The organism is Nonomuraea sp. NPDC003804, assembly GCF_040610675.1.
Taxonomy (GTDB): Bacteria; Actinomycetota; Actinomycetes; order Streptosporangiales; family Streptosporangiaceae; genus Nonomuraea.
The window spans coordinates 24,830-38,399 of the sequence record NZ_JBEXMT010000017.1; the positions used below are offsets into that span (position 1 = coordinate 24,830).

A 13,570-nucleotide genomic window follows, 5' to 3' on the forward strand; every position below is an offset into this window, starting at 1 on the left:
GACCTCGAATGGGGCCGTCATGGCGAACGTGCACCGCCTCCACCCGGTCACCATCGCGCCCGTGCTCGGTGCCGCCGCAGCGGCGTTCCTGGAGACCATCGCAGTGGCCAACACCGCCAAGGCGTACGCGATCGCGCTGCGCGCCCTGGCCGCCGAGCTCGGCGAGCAGACCCCGCTGACCGACCTCGAGGGGGAGGCTGGCGCCGACCGGGTCGCGGCCTGGTTCACCGGCCGCTGGGGCGGCGCGGCCGCCGCGACCTTCAACGCCCGCCTGGACGCGCTCGGCTCGGCGTGCGCCTGGTGGCGCGACCAGCACTGGCTGACCGGCGACCCGCTGCGCCGCATCCGCCGCCGCGCCCGCACCCCCGACCGCACCCGCGCCCTGTCCCGCGCCGAGGTCGAGCAGCTGCTCACCAGCCCGCGCCTGGCCTTGCGTGAGCGGACGCTGTTCCGGCTGCTGTACGAGAGCGCCGCCCGCGCCCAGGAGGCCCTGGCTCTCGATGTCGTCGATCTCGACCTGCGAAATCGCCGCGCCCGGGTCCGGCGCAAGGGCGGCGCCGTCGACGTCATCGTCTGGCGCACCGCCACCGCCCGCCTGCTGCCCCGCCTGCTGGACGGCTGCCGCACCGGGCCGCTCTTCCTGACCGGCCGCCGCGCCCGGGTCGAACTGCCGCCCGGCGACCTCGACCCCGCCACCGGCCAGGCCCGGCTGTCCTACCGGCGAGCCGCCGAACTCTTCGAGACCGCCACCACCGGCCTGCCGGGCGGGCCGTGGACGCTGCACCAGCTCCGCCACAGCGCGCTCACGCACGCGGCCGAAGACGGCGCCAACACCTCCACCCTGCTCGCCTACTCCGGCCACACCTCCGTCGCCTCGCTGGCCCGCTACGCCCGCGTCTCTCCCGAGGCGCTGGCCCGCTGGCAGGAAGGCCGCGACCCGTCGTCCCGCAGGCACTGATCTAGCCATCTGGTCAGGGCCCATCTGACTCGACACGCGATCAAGTACAAGATGGTGCCCATGATGATCGCTGGGTTGCTCTTCGACGTCGATGGCGTACTTCTGGACTCCGCCGCTACGCACCGGCGGATCTGGAACACCTGGAGTGCCATGCGCGGCCTGGACCAGGAGTGGGTCTGGAGCCTCACGCATGGCCGCCGCCCCGAGGACACCGTCCGCGATGTTGCCCCCGAACTCGACCCGGCCGCAGAGCGTCTGATCCTCAACGAGCTCATGGAAAGGGAGGGGAACGCTTTCCCGGCCGCTCCGGGCGCCGCGGACCTGCTTGTCGGCCTGAGCCAGAACCAGTGGGCCATTGTGACATCCGGCAGTCGCGCTCCCGTCCACCAGCGATTCAAGCTGGCCGGGCTCGCCCTTCCTCAGATCCAGATCTACGGCGAGGACGTCGATCGCTGCAAACCCCACCCCGAGGGCTACCTGAAAGCAGCAGAACTGCTCGGGGTCGAGCCTGCTCGATGCGTCGTGGTCGAAGACGCCCCTCACGGGGTGAGGGCAGGCAAGGCGGCCGGATGCACAGTGATCGCCATCGCGACCACACACACTCTGGAGGAGCTCAGCGAAGCTGACCTCTCATTTCAAGATCTCCGGGCGGCCACGCCGAGCATCCTCGCAATGATCTCCGCTGTCTGACAGCAAAGCAGGCAACCTCTGATCGCCCGTTCTGCTCAGCTGGACCGCATCGAGTCCCACCCTGGCTCCTCACCAAGGTGGAAGGCGCGCGCAGCTTGGCCGCGTTCGCGCGGGTGGCGCGGAACCGAAGGTCGGTCTTGGTCTTCAAGCCCGTTCGTTGAGGACCGTCCACGGGCCCGCTTCCCACCACCCAGTTCCCATCCGGAGAAGTCCGGCGCAGTCCGGCGACGCCGGTGCCCAACTGCTGCGCAACTGGGTCCGGTCCCTCTGAGACGCTGCGCGGCGGTGCACCCCGGCGTACCTAGGATTCAGCCATGAGTAGCTACCTCGAACTCCTTCCCGCCGTGGACATCAAGAACGGCCAGGCGGTCCAGCTGGTGCAGGGCGTGGACGGGTCGGAGAAGGGGTTCGGCGACCCGATCGCGGCTGCACTCCGCTGGCAGGAGGCTGGCGCGGAGTGGCTGCATCTGGTCGACCTGGATGCCGCCTTCGGGCACGGGCACAACCGTGAGCTGCAGGCCGAGATCGTGGGCCGGCTCGACATCAAGGTCGAGATGAGTGGCGGCATCCGTGACGACGAGTCGCTCGAGGCGGCGATGGCCACCGGCTGTCGCCGGGTCAACATCGGCACGGCTGCCCTGGAGCGGCCCGAGTGGTGCGCGAAGGCGATCGCCACGTACGGCGACCGCGTGGCCATCGGACTCGACGTCCGCGGGACGACGCTCGCCGCGCGGGGCTGGATCCGCGACGGTGGCGACCTCTACGAGACGCTGGCCCGGCTCGACGCGGAGGGCTGCGCCCGCTACGTGGTGACCGACGTTAACAAGGACGGCATGCTGCAGGGCCCAAACCTCGACCTGCTGCGTGACGTGTGTGCCCGCACGGACCGCCCGGTTGTGGCCAGCGGCGGAGTGACCATGCTCGACGACATCCGCGCGCTGATGGAGCTCGTCCCGGTCGGGGTCGAGGGGGCCATCGCGGGAACGGCGCTCTACGAGGGCCGGTTCACCTTCGAGGATGCGCTGGCGCTGACCAAGGGCGCGCGATGACGCTCGCGGTCTGAGTGATCCCCTGCCTGGACGTCGACGCCGGGCGGGTGAGCCGCGACGTCGCCCGGGCGTTCGCACGACAGAAGGGATCTCGCGTCTCGGGCAAGGTCGCGCGGGAACTGTGGGAGCCGCATGGGCCGCCCCCACTGACTTTGTAGACGCGAGAGTTGGCTCCGCTTGTCGGTTCCCTGCACAGGACCGCCACGCCGAAGAACCCGCCCGCATGTCCGCCTCCCGCCGAGGCAACGACGGCTCGCCTACTCGATCGCATCGACGAGCTGACCTGCCGCCCTGAGACCATCTCAAGATCATCCAGTGGATAACATCGATTCTGTCCGATCGGACCGTCCCGAAGATCGAAAAGTACGCCAAATAGCGATCCCAGAATCACGCCATCCAGCGATGCAAGTCACACCGTATGTGCTGGACGACGCCACGGTGACGCGCGTTGAGCTGGTGTCAGGGCATCAGGCGGGGAGTGTCGTGCTGGTCGAGGAGGGTCAGGCCGGTCTGGGTGGGGTGGTGCAGGACGCTGCCGTGATGCCGGCGTGTGGTGATCAGGCCTGCCTCGCGTAGCACGGCAGTGTGCTGGCTGATGGCCGCCGAGGAGACGTCCAGGCGCCGGGCCAGGGCGCCGGTGGTGGTCACGCCGTCGGCGATGGCGGTGAGCACCACCGCGCGGGTCCGCCCGAGGAGGTTGGCCAGCGCCCGTGTCGACGGGCCGCCCGTCCAGATGCCCGCGGCGTGGTCGACGCCGAGCGCGGCAGGGTAGATCAGGATGCAGTCGGCGGGATCGCCCGGCTCGTACATCACCGCTGGGAAGCGCAGGAAGAACGACGACACCAGCAGCAGCCCCCGTCCATCGAGGGTGAAGTCGGCGTCGAACTGGTCGCCTGCATTGACGTGGAGGGTCGGCGGTATCCACCGGATGTTGGGGTGCAGGCTGGACAGGAGTCCGTCGACACCGTGGTCGAGCAGGATCGTGCCGCGCTGGGCGCGCTCGGCGTCGAGGTGCGCGCGAATGCGCCGCCAATGCGGGCCGACAGCGGCATGGTGGTACGCCTGCACCGTGGACAGCACCTCCCGCCGTACGTCGAGGCTCTCGACGAGCCCGGCAAGCGCGGTCGGCACGCGCCCGTGATGGCTGGCGTAGAAGTCCAGCTCCGCCCGGACGGCCTGCCGGGGACTGGCCAGGAAGGTCTCGGCGCTCTCGGCCAGGTCGCGGCCCTGCCCGGCGAGGAAGGCCATGTCAAAGCTTGGCAGCCGCGCGGGCGTGATAGCGGCCAGGACCGCGAACCGCGAGTCAAGGGCTCCCCGCACACGACGCCGCCACCCACCGAACGTCGTCTCCGCCACCCGCCCGCGCAGCGCGTACAGGCTGAACAGGGTCTCGGCCATGGGACCCAACGTCGGCGCCACCCGCAACGCCGCCCGCATCGCCGGGATTCGTCGCGCGCCGGAAGCTGCCCCCAGAGCACGAAACCGCATCTCCTGTCGCCGAGCGACTCATCTCACCGTGAGATCTCACCGCGAGATCGAGGTCCACACGGGTTCTCCCAGTCGTGCCTCCAGGCACTAGAACGCAGGTCAGCACCGCATTCGGGCTCTAGATGTTCTGTCCCGACAGGTTGCCCCGATGGGCGAGGCAGCGGGCGTCATGTTTCCTTCATGTCCGGGGGTTCGGCCTCAAGGCACCGGGCGATCGAGCGTGGTGACAGGTGTGCTGGATCACCAGCCGATGGGCCCGAGGCGATCGATGAAGATCCCGGTCGGCCCGTCGGCGTCGAGCATCGCGAGTTGGACGATCGAGTCGGTGCCTTCGGTGACCGTCAGCCGGCCGGTTTGATGGTTCATGTCGGTGGCGGCGAACGTGCGGGTGGCGAGGTCTGGTGTCATCCGAGCCGGGAGCTTGGCGCGCATGGCCCATCGCAGGAAGGCGTGCTCGCGCTGGCGGGCGATGAAGCCGGCCACGCGACGTCGTCGACCGCGAGCCACGGCGCGACGGCCAGGGCCGTGGGCGTGAGCCCGGCGAACGTCGCGACCTCGCGGTGGAGGTGGGACTGGTCGACGTAGCCGCTCTCGGCGGCAACGCGGGCGGCGGCGTGACCCGCCGCGAGAAGGTGGGCGACGTGGTCGAAGCGCACCAGCCCGGCGGCGCGTTTGGGGGTGATGCCGAGCTGGGACCGGAAACGGGACCACAGGCGCTTGCGGCTCCAGCCGACCTCGTCCGCCAGGCCGTCGACCCGCACCCGCCCCCGGCTGGTCAGCGTCCGCCGCCAGGCGTAGGCGACCTGCGGATCGACCGGCGGGTGGGCGCCCAGCCGCCGCCCCAGGATGTCTGCCGCGATCGCGAACCGTTCATCCCAGGACGCGGCGGCGCGCAGCCTGTCCTCGACCCGCCCGGCGTCGCGGCCCCAGACATCCTCAAGGGTTGCCACCGTCCCGCTGAGCTCGGCCGATGCGCCCAGCAACGCAGCCGCCGCGACCGGATCCAGCCGGATCTGGAGCAGCTCGCCGACTCCCCACCCAGTCGCCCGGAGATCGCCGGGCAGGAGCCCGACGACGACACTGCCACGCTCGTGCCGGCCATGGGTTTCGTAGACGACGCCGGCTCCCTCGCCCAGATCGATGAGCAGGGTGACGGACGGGTACGCGACCATGGAGATGTCCACCGAGGCCGAGGCACGATGGCGGAACCCGGCCATGCTGACCCCCGGCAGCCGAACCGACGGGCGGGGGACCGCGACGTCCACCCACGCCCGGTCAGGTGGCGTCCCGGTCGGCAACACACGGCCAGTCTAGGTATCAGGGGATCACCGGTCGTCGGCGGCCCGTCGCCGTGAAGCTCAGCAGCAGTTCGCCGACCGTCTCGGGCGCTTCCAGCATGGGCAGGTGCCCGACACCGGGCAGCAGCTCGACCCGCGCGCCCGGCACCGCGTCATACCGGTGCGCCGACGACGGCTCCCAACGGGGGTCGGCAGCGCCGAAGATCACCTGCACGGGGACATCGAGGGCGGCCAGACGCTCGGGCATGCTCCGCTCGGCGATGTAGGCGGTGTTGTGGCGCAGCACCGTCCTCATCACCCGGTAGGTGATGCCCCGTACGTCGGCGACCACGTCGTCCGGGAGGTCCACCGGACGAACGGCCGTCGCGCTGATCCCCTTGCGGATCATCGCATCCGAACGCCTCGACCACAGGAGCGGCCCCAACGGCGGGGCCAGCAGCACCCGGAGGATGAACGGCTGCCGGAGGAGCGCATCCGGACTCGGACCGCTACTGATCAACGCGAGCGAACCCACGAGGTCGGGACGTTGTTCGGCAAGCGCGGTGGCGACGTAGCCGCCGCTGGAGTGCCCGGCCGCGGCGACGTGACGAAGCCCGAGGTCGTCCAGCAGCGCCGCCACCTGGCCCGCCTGCGCGGGCACGTCGTACGACGGCGCGGGCGGGGACTGGCCGCAGCCCGGGAGGTCGACCCGGATGACATGATGGTGGCCGGCCAGCGCCGGGACCACCGGGCCCCAGAAGCCGCCCGAGGCCCCCGACCCGTGGATGAGCAACAACGGCGGCGCCTGCCGCGGGCCGTCATGGACCACGTGCATCCCATGCGAGTGCTCAATGTCGTATTCACTCATGCGGAGACTATGCATGGGCGGCCGAGCGTCAGTCTTGGACAAATGTTCCCGCGGAGTCGAAGGCCGACGGCCCGCGGTCCGCGGCCGTATCCATGCCGCCGCCCGTACCGCGGCCGAAGGCTGCCAGACCGTCTACCACGCCACCGAGACCACCATCACCATCGGCATCCGCGGACCCGACGCCGCCGACCGCATCAACCAACTCCGTCAGGCTTTGGCCAAACTCATCACCAAACACGGCTGGGCCACCCGAGAAGAACCTCGCTGACCTGCGGCTCAACGCTTATCGAGAAATCTCGTTGAGATATGACCACGACCCCACCACGGGCACGGAGCCACACCAGCGGATCAAGGGCGACAAGGTGTACCAGACGCTCAAAGTGGCCAAGGAGGGGCGCGACCTGTTCCTGACCTACCAGGACCCGCCGATCGGCGCAGCACTGTCCTTCAACACTCTGCTGAGCGTCCCTTACGCCATCGACCAGGTGCTTCCGCTGCTCAAGAAGTAGCCGGGTCCTCGCACAGCGCCTTGCGCTGGAAGGCGGCGAGCGCGCCGTCGATGGGGTGCGGCTGCGGTACGCCCGAGGCGTTGGGCTTGTTCCACCGCTCCAGGTTCATCGCCGCCGACAGTTGGCGCTTGCCATCCGCGCTGGTCAGGGAAATCGTGGCCGCGCCCCAGACCGTGCCGCCGTTGCCCCAGAAGGTGCCGCAGCCCGGGATCTCGGTCTTGAGCAGGCCCAGGCCGTACTCGATCGGGCTGCCCGTCTGCGAGATGACCGGGATCGCCTGCCGCATCTGGGCCAGCGACGACGGCTTGACGATCGCGCCGGCGAAGAACCGGGCGAAGAACTCGTTGAGGTCGCTCATGGTCGACACCATCGAGGCGCCTACGCCCGCCCACGACATGTCGTACACGCTGTAGTCGCGCGGCGGGTCGGCCAGCCCGTAGAACGACTCGTACATGCGCGAGTGCGGCCCCTTGATCCGCGGCCCGGTCGGGAAGCCGGTGTGCTTCAGCCCGGCGCGCTCGATGACGTTCCGGGTGAGGTACGTCTCGGCCGGCATCCCGGTGACCTTCTCCAGGAGCTGGCCCAAGATCAGGTAGTTGGTGTTGGCGTACACCCCCGGCGTGGCTCCCGGCTCGCCGACGGCGGGCGCCTTGAGGCCCATCGCGATCAGTTCGGCCGGTGGGAAGTGCTTGAACCGGTTGTCGTCCAGGCTCTTGATCGACATATCCGGGAGCGACGGAAAATTCGCGAGAGAGGGGAAGGCGTACGGAATGTACTCGGCGATGCCGCTCGTGTGGTTGAGCAGCATCCTGGTCGTGATCTTCTTGGCGCGCTCCCCGAGATCAGGCAGATAGCGGCTGATCGGGACGTCGAGATCGACCCGCCCCTTCTCCACCTGCTGCATGATCGCGGCCGCGACGAAGGTCTTGGTGACACTGCCCACGCGCTGCCGCATGTCCGGAGTGACAGGCTGGCCGGTCTCCACGTCGGCGACCCCGGAGGCGCCACGCCACACTCGCCCACCATGGCGCACCTCGGCGTAGATGCCCGGCATCCCCGCGTCATGGACCTCATCCAGGGCGGGCTGCAGAACCGACAGGCCCACCGACACAGCAAGAAGAATGTTCATGCAGGTCATGGTGTCCGCCGGAGGGCAGACGGGGCATCGCCCGGGCGAACGCATTCACCGGTACTCCCCCGGCTACTCCCGGCGCAGTACGTGCCCCCGGCAAGACCCTCTCAGCAACCGGGCGTTCGCCGCGCTGGAAGCCGCGAACCTCGAGGCCGGCCGCGCCACCCGACGCTCTTGACCGATTCCTTGCCGCAGTCACAACACTGCTGGCCGAGCATGTGACATTCGGGCAATCAGACAGCGACGCGGAGGCAGACGCCACACGCCACCTGCCCATCGGGCAGCCCTCTCGCCTGCCCGCACCCCTCTTGGAAGGAGCGCCGATGTCCGACACGCGGTCGACGGTCGATCACGTTCTGACCACCACCCGCTCGGTCCGGCGGCGCCTGGACCTCACCGCCGCCGTGCCGCTGCAGACCGTGCACGAGTGCCTGAGCATCGCCATGCAGGCCCCAGCAGCGGCGCGGGGCGCACCGTCACTCGCAGCATGCGAGAGAGACCGACCGGCTCCGGGAGGAGCTGGCTGCGGCCAAGCAACAGCTGGGGGAGGTGCGTGGGCAGCTCACCGCCGCCCAGGCCGCGGCGCAGACCGCCATTCAGCAGGCCGCGGCCGCCGACGCCCGGGCCGCCGACCTGCTGCAGACCCTGCGAGACCAGCGCACCTGAGAGGGGAGCCGTTGCCGCGTCAATACGCTCTTGACAGCTGGCGTGCGCGCGAGGCCACTTCGCTCAGCGCGCTCGCAGGCACGGCGTGCCCTTCGCGGTCGCTACCTTCACACGAGGTTGTCCGGGCAGTCGGCGGCGTGGACCTGTTCGACGATCACGTCTTCCCCGCTCCACAGGATGAGCGTCTTGCCGTCGGTCAGGGGGAACGTGGCCTGGCAGGCCGGGCACGGACGCGTCTCGGTGTCGTACGGGGCGGCCATGGCCCTCACCTCGCAGATCGGGAAGCGCCTGGCTCGTCTGGGCGGGCAGCTGCAACAGCCCGCCGTCGAAGGCCAGATGGAACAGGGCGCCCAGGCGTACCGCCGCGAAGTCAGGGTCGGTCGCGGCGAGCGTGTCGGCGTCCGGGCGTAGCGCGGCCTCCAGCAGGCAGGCGAGGAGAGCGTGGCTGTGTCCCTGCAGGTAGGAGTTCAGGTTCTGCTTGCGGGTGAGCAGCTTGGCCACCCGAGGGCCTTCCTGTTCCAGCTCGTGGCGTATCGCTGCCGCCAGTTCGCTGATCGCCGCGCTGAAGGCCGGGTCGGCGGCCGCGCGGGCGTAGAGCTCGCGGCCGTACTTGTCGTACAGCGTCTGCACCGCGAACGTCTCCATTGGCCCTGGTGTCTTCTCCTGGTCGGGCCCGTCGCCGTCTCGCCACCACGTTTGTAACCAAGATCCCACTCGATCCCAGAATCACGCCATAGAGCAATCCAAGTCACACCTGAGACAGACATCGAGACCGCCGCCCGGGTCGAACTCCGGGCGGCGGTCTCGATGTCGTACGGCGTCGGATGGCTCAGCCGCGCCAGAGGTGGATCACCTTGGTGTTGTCGTTCAGCGCGCCGATATTGCGAACCGGCAGCGCGTGGTACTCGTAGTACCCGCCCTCGCTCGTGAGCTTCGACCAGGTGCAGCTGTTGTGGCCGATGACCGATGAGAGTGCGTAGGCGTACTCGCCGTCCAGGATGAAGGTATAGCCCTCGTGGTCACACGGACCGTACTGGCCGTAGAGGTCCACCATCAGGTCGCCGTAGTCCTGATGGCGGTACAGCGACGCCAGCTTGGTGTCCGCCGCGATCGATACACCACCCTCGACTCCAGCCTTGCGATGCGCATCGGCCGCGGAGACTGTCGAGCACTCCTTCGAGAGCACCTTGGAGACCCCGTTGGCATCGCGTTCCTTACTCAAAATCACCGCGCAGTATTCGCCCTTCTCGACGGCAGCCGCCGCGGCCGGAGTCAGGAACGCTCCGACGACGAAGACGACGGTCGCGAGGGCGGCCAATGCCGCCCGAACGTTGAGATACATGGTGCGGATTCGGTTGCGCATGCTCACGTGAACCTTTCATTCGGTGGGCCGGGCATCAGGTCGAGCCGTCCTCTTCTGCGGAGATCCAGCCCGCTCACTGTCGCAGGAAGAAATCACGCGCCGCGAAGCTTGTAAGTCCTGGCTTAACCATGCCGCTCAGGGTCTTGCGTGACCGCTTGGCGGTATGCGGTGACGGCGATGCCGACGCGTATGAGGGCGGATGCACAGGATTCACTTCACGGCCGACGACCGGCGTGTGGGCCTTCTCGATCGCTGCGCCGCACACCGGGCAGCGCACGTCCGGCGCAGGGGTTTCGTCGTCGCGGCCGCCAGAGGCCTTCACGCGACGGAACTCGGTCATCTCTCTCCTGCTGGGTGTGGTGGGCTGTCCGGCGTGGTCTGGGCGGTCAGTTGTCGACCGGCAGGGTGCCCGCCAGGGTGTAGTCGAGCTTCGCGTGCAGCCGCTCGTCGCCGTCCGGGTGGCTCCACGCCGGCAGCGGGGCGCGGGGCGGGCGCAGGTCCGACAGCACCGTCTGCCGGCACACCCCGCACACCACGACCTGGCGGCGGCAGAACCTGTTGTGGGTACCGCACGCCGGGCACGTGATGCCGCTGGTCGGCTGGTGGGGCCGGTGGTGGATGCACGGGTGGGTGACCGGCAGGTGGTGGCCGACCGTGGCCGCGCGTCCGCAGGCGGGCAGACGCCGCGGTCCTGCATCGGGTTGGGGCGGATCCTCATCAGCTCTCCTGGGGTCGGGCGGTCAGCATCTGCACCAGCCAGGCGCGTTCGCGCTCTGCCACTTGATCATCTGGTCGTAGTGGCGGGCGATCCGATCCCAGTCGATGGTCTTGTGCGACAGGGGCCGACCTGGAAGCCCGACTCACCCAACCGACAGCGGGCTAACGCAGATCCGAGCGCTGTCGCTGGTCACGCAGTCTTCGCAGCGCGGCCGCAATCTCATTGACCTGTTCGGGCTCTCGGGTGCACCAGTTCGGAGACATGTTGAACCATCGGTTCCAGACGGAGCCGACAGTCCCGGCTGTGATCTCGTCCTCACCGCACACCAAAGCGGTGAGATCACTCACCTCGGAGTCGTATTCATCGTCAGGAGCCCCCGCGGCCAGCAGCCCCTCGGGATCGAGCTGATTGATCAACACGCGGATGGCAGCAGCTACCTGATCATCAGTCATAACTTCAGCATGCCCGAGCACACCCGTCTTCCGCCGCGGCGCCGCCGTACAGCGCCGCACCACCTTCCACGCCACCGAGACCAGCGTGACGGTCGGGATCTACGGCACGGACGCCGCCGCCCGGATCACCGTGCTGCGCACCGCGTTGGCCGCGCTCGTCACCAAGCACGGGCTGGCCGCCCGCGACGAACCATGGTGAATATGTGGCGTTCCTGGCCCCCGTGCGGGACCGTGCAGCTTCGCCCTGACCGAAGGCTGGACCTGACGGGGACGCCGCCCGCGCCGGAGAGCTGATGGGACAGGCCCGTGCCCGGCAGTGGGAGCGGGTCGGGCGGTGGCGTGGCCGCCTGCGGATCCCGCGCTACAAACCGTAGACGGCCAGCGGGGCGGCGATGTGTTCGGCGTCGCGGTGCACGCCGCTTAGGGGTCTCCCCTGGGCCGCGGCTGACCTGGACGGGGTAGGGAGGCCGTTCATACGCTGAGGGGGCGTGCAGTCGTAGCGGCTATTGTGGGTCGGAGTGTCTGCCTTACTTCGCGGTTGATGGCCCAGGCGTCCGCGACTGGGCCTACGTGCCCGAGCTTGTCGGGGTTGATCACCGTGCGGATCGTCTGGATCTGCCCGTCGCGTACATCGAGCGTCACCGAAGAGGCATGCCCTGACCGCCGTCCGGGTCTGCCACCCAGTGTCAGGAGGACATGTGCAACGTGGCGAAGTCTGGTGGGTCGCGTTCGACGAGCGGCGGCCGGTCGTCCTGCTGGCGGGAGACGACGCGTCCGGGATCCGGGCGATGCAGGTCGTCGCTCCGGCGGGCGTCGACCTCAGCGGTCTGGGCGTCGAAGTGGCAGTAGGAGCCGGGGAAGGACTGCCCTTTGAAGGCGTGCTGCGGATAGCGTTCCCTCGTCCAGGCATGACTCCTTGCACGTGGCTGACCACGGTGTCCCGGGACGACCTGATCGAGCAAGCGGGCGTCCTGTCCTCCGCGAAACTCAGCGAGATCGAGGATGCCCTCCGCCTCGGGGAGCAGGCGAAGGAGTGGACCCCAGCAACGACCGCGAAACTCAGCGAGATCAGGGACGCCCTCCGTCTCGGTGGACTCAGGTAGGCGGAGAAGTGAACCACGTCCCGGACGACCCACTCGCGTGGCCGGCGAGGCACAGCGCATGCTCGCCCCCGGCGGGCGCATCGTGCTGATCGGGCAGGACTGGGACACCTTCGTCATCGACGCCGGGCCTAACCGGCCATACTCATGTACGTGATAATGGCCAATTATCACGTACATGGGCGATCATGGTGGCGCAGCGACCAGGAGAACTGTCCGCCTGGGCGGTGCGCGACTTCGGCACGTTATCCGGTACATCGCCGAAGACGTCGCCTGGCGGGCGGCATGAGCGCCGCGCCGAAGATCACCGCCCTTCGCGGTGGAGGTGTCAGCCTCGCCGCGGCCGCCGACGCCTTCCTCGCCACCCCGCGCACCGCCAACCCCAACACCCACCGCGCCTACGCCTCGGCCATCGACCGCACCATCGAGCGGCTCGGCCGCGACCGGCCGCTCGCCGACGTCACCGATACCGAGATCGGCGCCGCGCTCACCGAGCTATGGGGCGAGAGCGCGCCGGCGACCTGGAACCGCAACCGCGCCGCCGTCACCTCCTGGCTGACCTGGTGCCAGACCAAGAAGCACTGGGCAGCGCCCTCGGTTCCGGCTGAGGCCGAACGTCGCAAGGAAAGCGCCGACGAGACCCGCGCGGTCGCCAGGACCACCATCCACCGGATGCTGTCCCGCCGCGACATCCCGCTACGCGAGAAGACACTCTGGCGGATGCTCTATGAAACGGCAGCCAGAGCGGCTGAGATCCTCGCGCTGAACGTCGAGGACCTCGACCTGGAGCACCGCCGCGCCCCCGTCCGCTCCAAGGGCGGCGCCACCGAGTGGGCGTATTGGGACAGCGGCACCGCCCACCTGCTGCCCCGACTACTGCGCCTACCGGACGGCAGCATGCGCACGCACGGTCCGCTGTTCCTGTCCGAACGCCGCCCCGTGCCCGCCCGGCGTCCCGCCGCCGGCGACATCTGCCCGCACACTAGCCGCGCCCGCCTCGGCTATGACCGTGCCCGCGTCCTGCTGGACAAGTACGCCAGCCTCGACCTGCACCAGCTGCGCCACAGCGCCGCCACCCACCTCGGCGAGGCCGAAGTGCCGCTGCAACTCATCATGGGCAAGACCCGCCACAAGAACCCCCGCACCGCCATGCGCTACGTCAAACCCGGCCCCGAAGCCATCGCCAAGGCCACCGAGGTCCTGGCACCCCGCCGCCGTACCCACTGATCAACTGAGTGGCGGCTGGCCGGAGCTGTGGGAGTCCGGGCCGTCACGGATCACTAACAGGCAGAGAAGCCCC

The 13,570-nt window shown here is 69.3% G+C and carries 16 protein-coding genes; 6 read left to right on the forward strand and 10 right to left on the reverse strand.

Annotated elements, in window-relative coordinates; genetic code table 11:
* The first annotated feature begins 19 nt into the window (after window positions 1-19).
* The 3 genes from ABZX22_RS23295 (at window position 20) to priA (ending at window position 2,697) form a co-directional block, all read left to right on the forward strand.
* Window positions 20-958, forward strand: coding sequence for a site-specific integrase (locus ABZX22_RS23295; protein ID WP_354912549.1), 939 nt, complete (start codon window positions 20-22; stop codon window positions 956-958).
* Window positions 959-1,018: 60 nt separating this feature from the next.
* Window positions 1,019-1,648 (forward strand): HAD-IA family hydrolase, encoded by a 630-nt coding sequence (locus ABZX22_RS23300; protein WP_354912551.1) that lies wholly within the window; start codon window positions 1,019-1,021, stop codon window positions 1,646-1,648.
* Between the two features lie 314 nt (window positions 1,649-1,962).
* Window positions 1,963-2,697, forward strand: coding sequence for a bifunctional 1-(5-phosphoribosyl)-5-((5-phosphoribosylamino)methylideneamino)imidazole-4-carboxamide isomerase/phosphoribosylanthranilate isomerase PriA (gene priA, locus ABZX22_RS23305; RefSeq protein ID WP_354912552.1), 735 nt, complete (start codon window positions 1,963-1,965; stop codon window positions 2,695-2,697).
* Window positions 2,698-3,156: 459 nt separating this feature from the next.
* Here the strand turns inward: priA and ABZX22_RS23310 are convergent, their stop codons facing one another.
* From ABZX22_RS23310 to ABZX22_RS23325, 4 genes are all read right to left on the reverse strand, one after another.
* On the reverse strand, window positions 3,157-4,095 hold the full coding sequence (locus ABZX22_RS23310) for a winged helix-turn-helix domain-containing protein (protein WP_354912554.1): 939 nt from the start codon (window positions 4,093-4,095) through the stop codon (window positions 3,157-3,159).
* Between the two features lie 330 nt (window positions 4,096-4,425).
* Window positions 4,426-4,617 (reverse strand): hypothetical protein, encoded by a 192-nt coding sequence (locus ABZX22_RS23315; RefSeq protein ID WP_354912556.1) that lies wholly within the window; start codon window positions 4,615-4,617, stop codon window positions 4,426-4,428.
* Window positions 4,590-5,486 (reverse strand): helix-turn-helix domain-containing protein, encoded by an 897-nt coding sequence (locus tag ABZX22_RS23320; RefSeq protein ID WP_354912558.1) that lies wholly within the window; start codon window positions 5,484-5,486, stop codon window positions 4,590-4,592. The genes ABZX22_RS23315 and ABZX22_RS23320 overlap by 28 nt, the downstream gene beginning before the upstream one ends.
* Window positions 5,487-5,502: 16 nt before the next feature.
* Window positions 5,503-6,330, reverse strand: a complete 828-nt coding sequence (locus ABZX22_RS23325) for an alpha/beta hydrolase (protein WP_354912560.1) — start codon at window positions 6,328-6,330, stop codon at window positions 5,503-5,505.
* 299 nt (window positions 6,331-6,629) lie between these two features.
* Here ABZX22_RS23325 and ABZX22_RS23330 point away from each other — a divergent pair, with 299 nt between their 5' ends.
* Complete coding sequence (locus ABZX22_RS23330; RefSeq protein WP_354912562.1) at window positions 6,630-6,839, forward strand: hypothetical protein; 210 nt, start codon at window positions 6,630-6,632, stop codon at window positions 6,837-6,839.
* On the opposite strand, the gene ABZX22_RS23335 is transcribed toward ABZX22_RS23330, so the two are convergent.
* The 6 genes from ABZX22_RS23335 to ABZX22_RS23360 form a co-directional block, all read right to left on the reverse strand.
* Window positions 6,829-7,968 (reverse strand): serine hydrolase domain-containing protein, encoded by a 1,140-nt coding sequence (locus ABZX22_RS23335; RefSeq protein WP_354912564.1) that lies wholly within the window; start codon window positions 7,966-7,968, stop codon window positions 6,829-6,831. The genes ABZX22_RS23330 and ABZX22_RS23335 overlap by 11 nt on opposite strands.
* 732 nt (window positions 7,969-8,700) lie before the next feature.
* Window positions 8,701-9,282 (reverse strand): DUF6401 family natural product biosynthesis protein, encoded by a 582-nt coding sequence (locus tag ABZX22_RS23340; protein ID WP_354912566.1) that lies wholly within the window; start codon window positions 9,280-9,282, stop codon window positions 8,701-8,703.
* Window positions 9,283-9,466: 184 nt separating this feature from the next.
* Window positions 9,467-10,000 carry a hypothetical protein gene (locus ABZX22_RS23345; protein WP_354912568.1) on the reverse strand — a complete coding sequence of 178 codons (534 nt, stop codon included), beginning with the start codon at window positions 9,998-10,000 and terminating at the stop codon, window positions 9,467-9,469.
* Window positions 10,001-10,073: 73 nt separating this feature from the next.
* Window positions 10,074-10,340: a hypothetical protein gene (locus tag ABZX22_RS23350; protein WP_354912569.1), complete on the reverse strand. Its 267-nt coding sequence runs from the start codon at window positions 10,338-10,340 to the stop codon at window positions 10,074-10,076.
* Window positions 10,341-10,386: 46 nt separating this feature from the next.
* Window positions 10,387-10,524, reverse strand: coding sequence for a hypothetical protein (locus ABZX22_RS23355; protein ID WP_354912571.1), 138 nt, complete (start codon window positions 10,522-10,524; stop codon window positions 10,387-10,389).
* A 355-nt stretch (window positions 10,525-10,879) separates the two neighbouring features.
* Window positions 10,880-11,170, reverse strand: coding sequence for a hypothetical protein (locus tag ABZX22_RS23360; protein ID WP_354912573.1), 291 nt, complete (start codon window positions 11,168-11,170; stop codon window positions 10,880-10,882).
* Between the two features lie 698 nt (window positions 11,171-11,868).
* Here ABZX22_RS23360 and ABZX22_RS23365 point away from each other — a divergent pair.
* Both ABZX22_RS23365 and ABZX22_RS23370 read left to right on the forward strand, forming a co-directional pair.
* A complete protein-coding gene (locus ABZX22_RS23365) occupies window positions 11,869-12,273 on the forward strand; it encodes a type II toxin-antitoxin system PemK/MazF family toxin (protein WP_354912575.1) in 405 nt (134 codons plus the stop codon).
* Window positions 12,274-12,555: 282 nt separating this feature from the next.
* Window positions 12,556-13,497 (forward strand): site-specific integrase, encoded by a 942-nt coding sequence (locus ABZX22_RS23370; RefSeq protein WP_354912577.1) that lies wholly within the window; start codon window positions 12,556-12,558, stop codon window positions 13,495-13,497.
* Window positions 13,498-13,570: the final 73 nt, after the last annotated feature.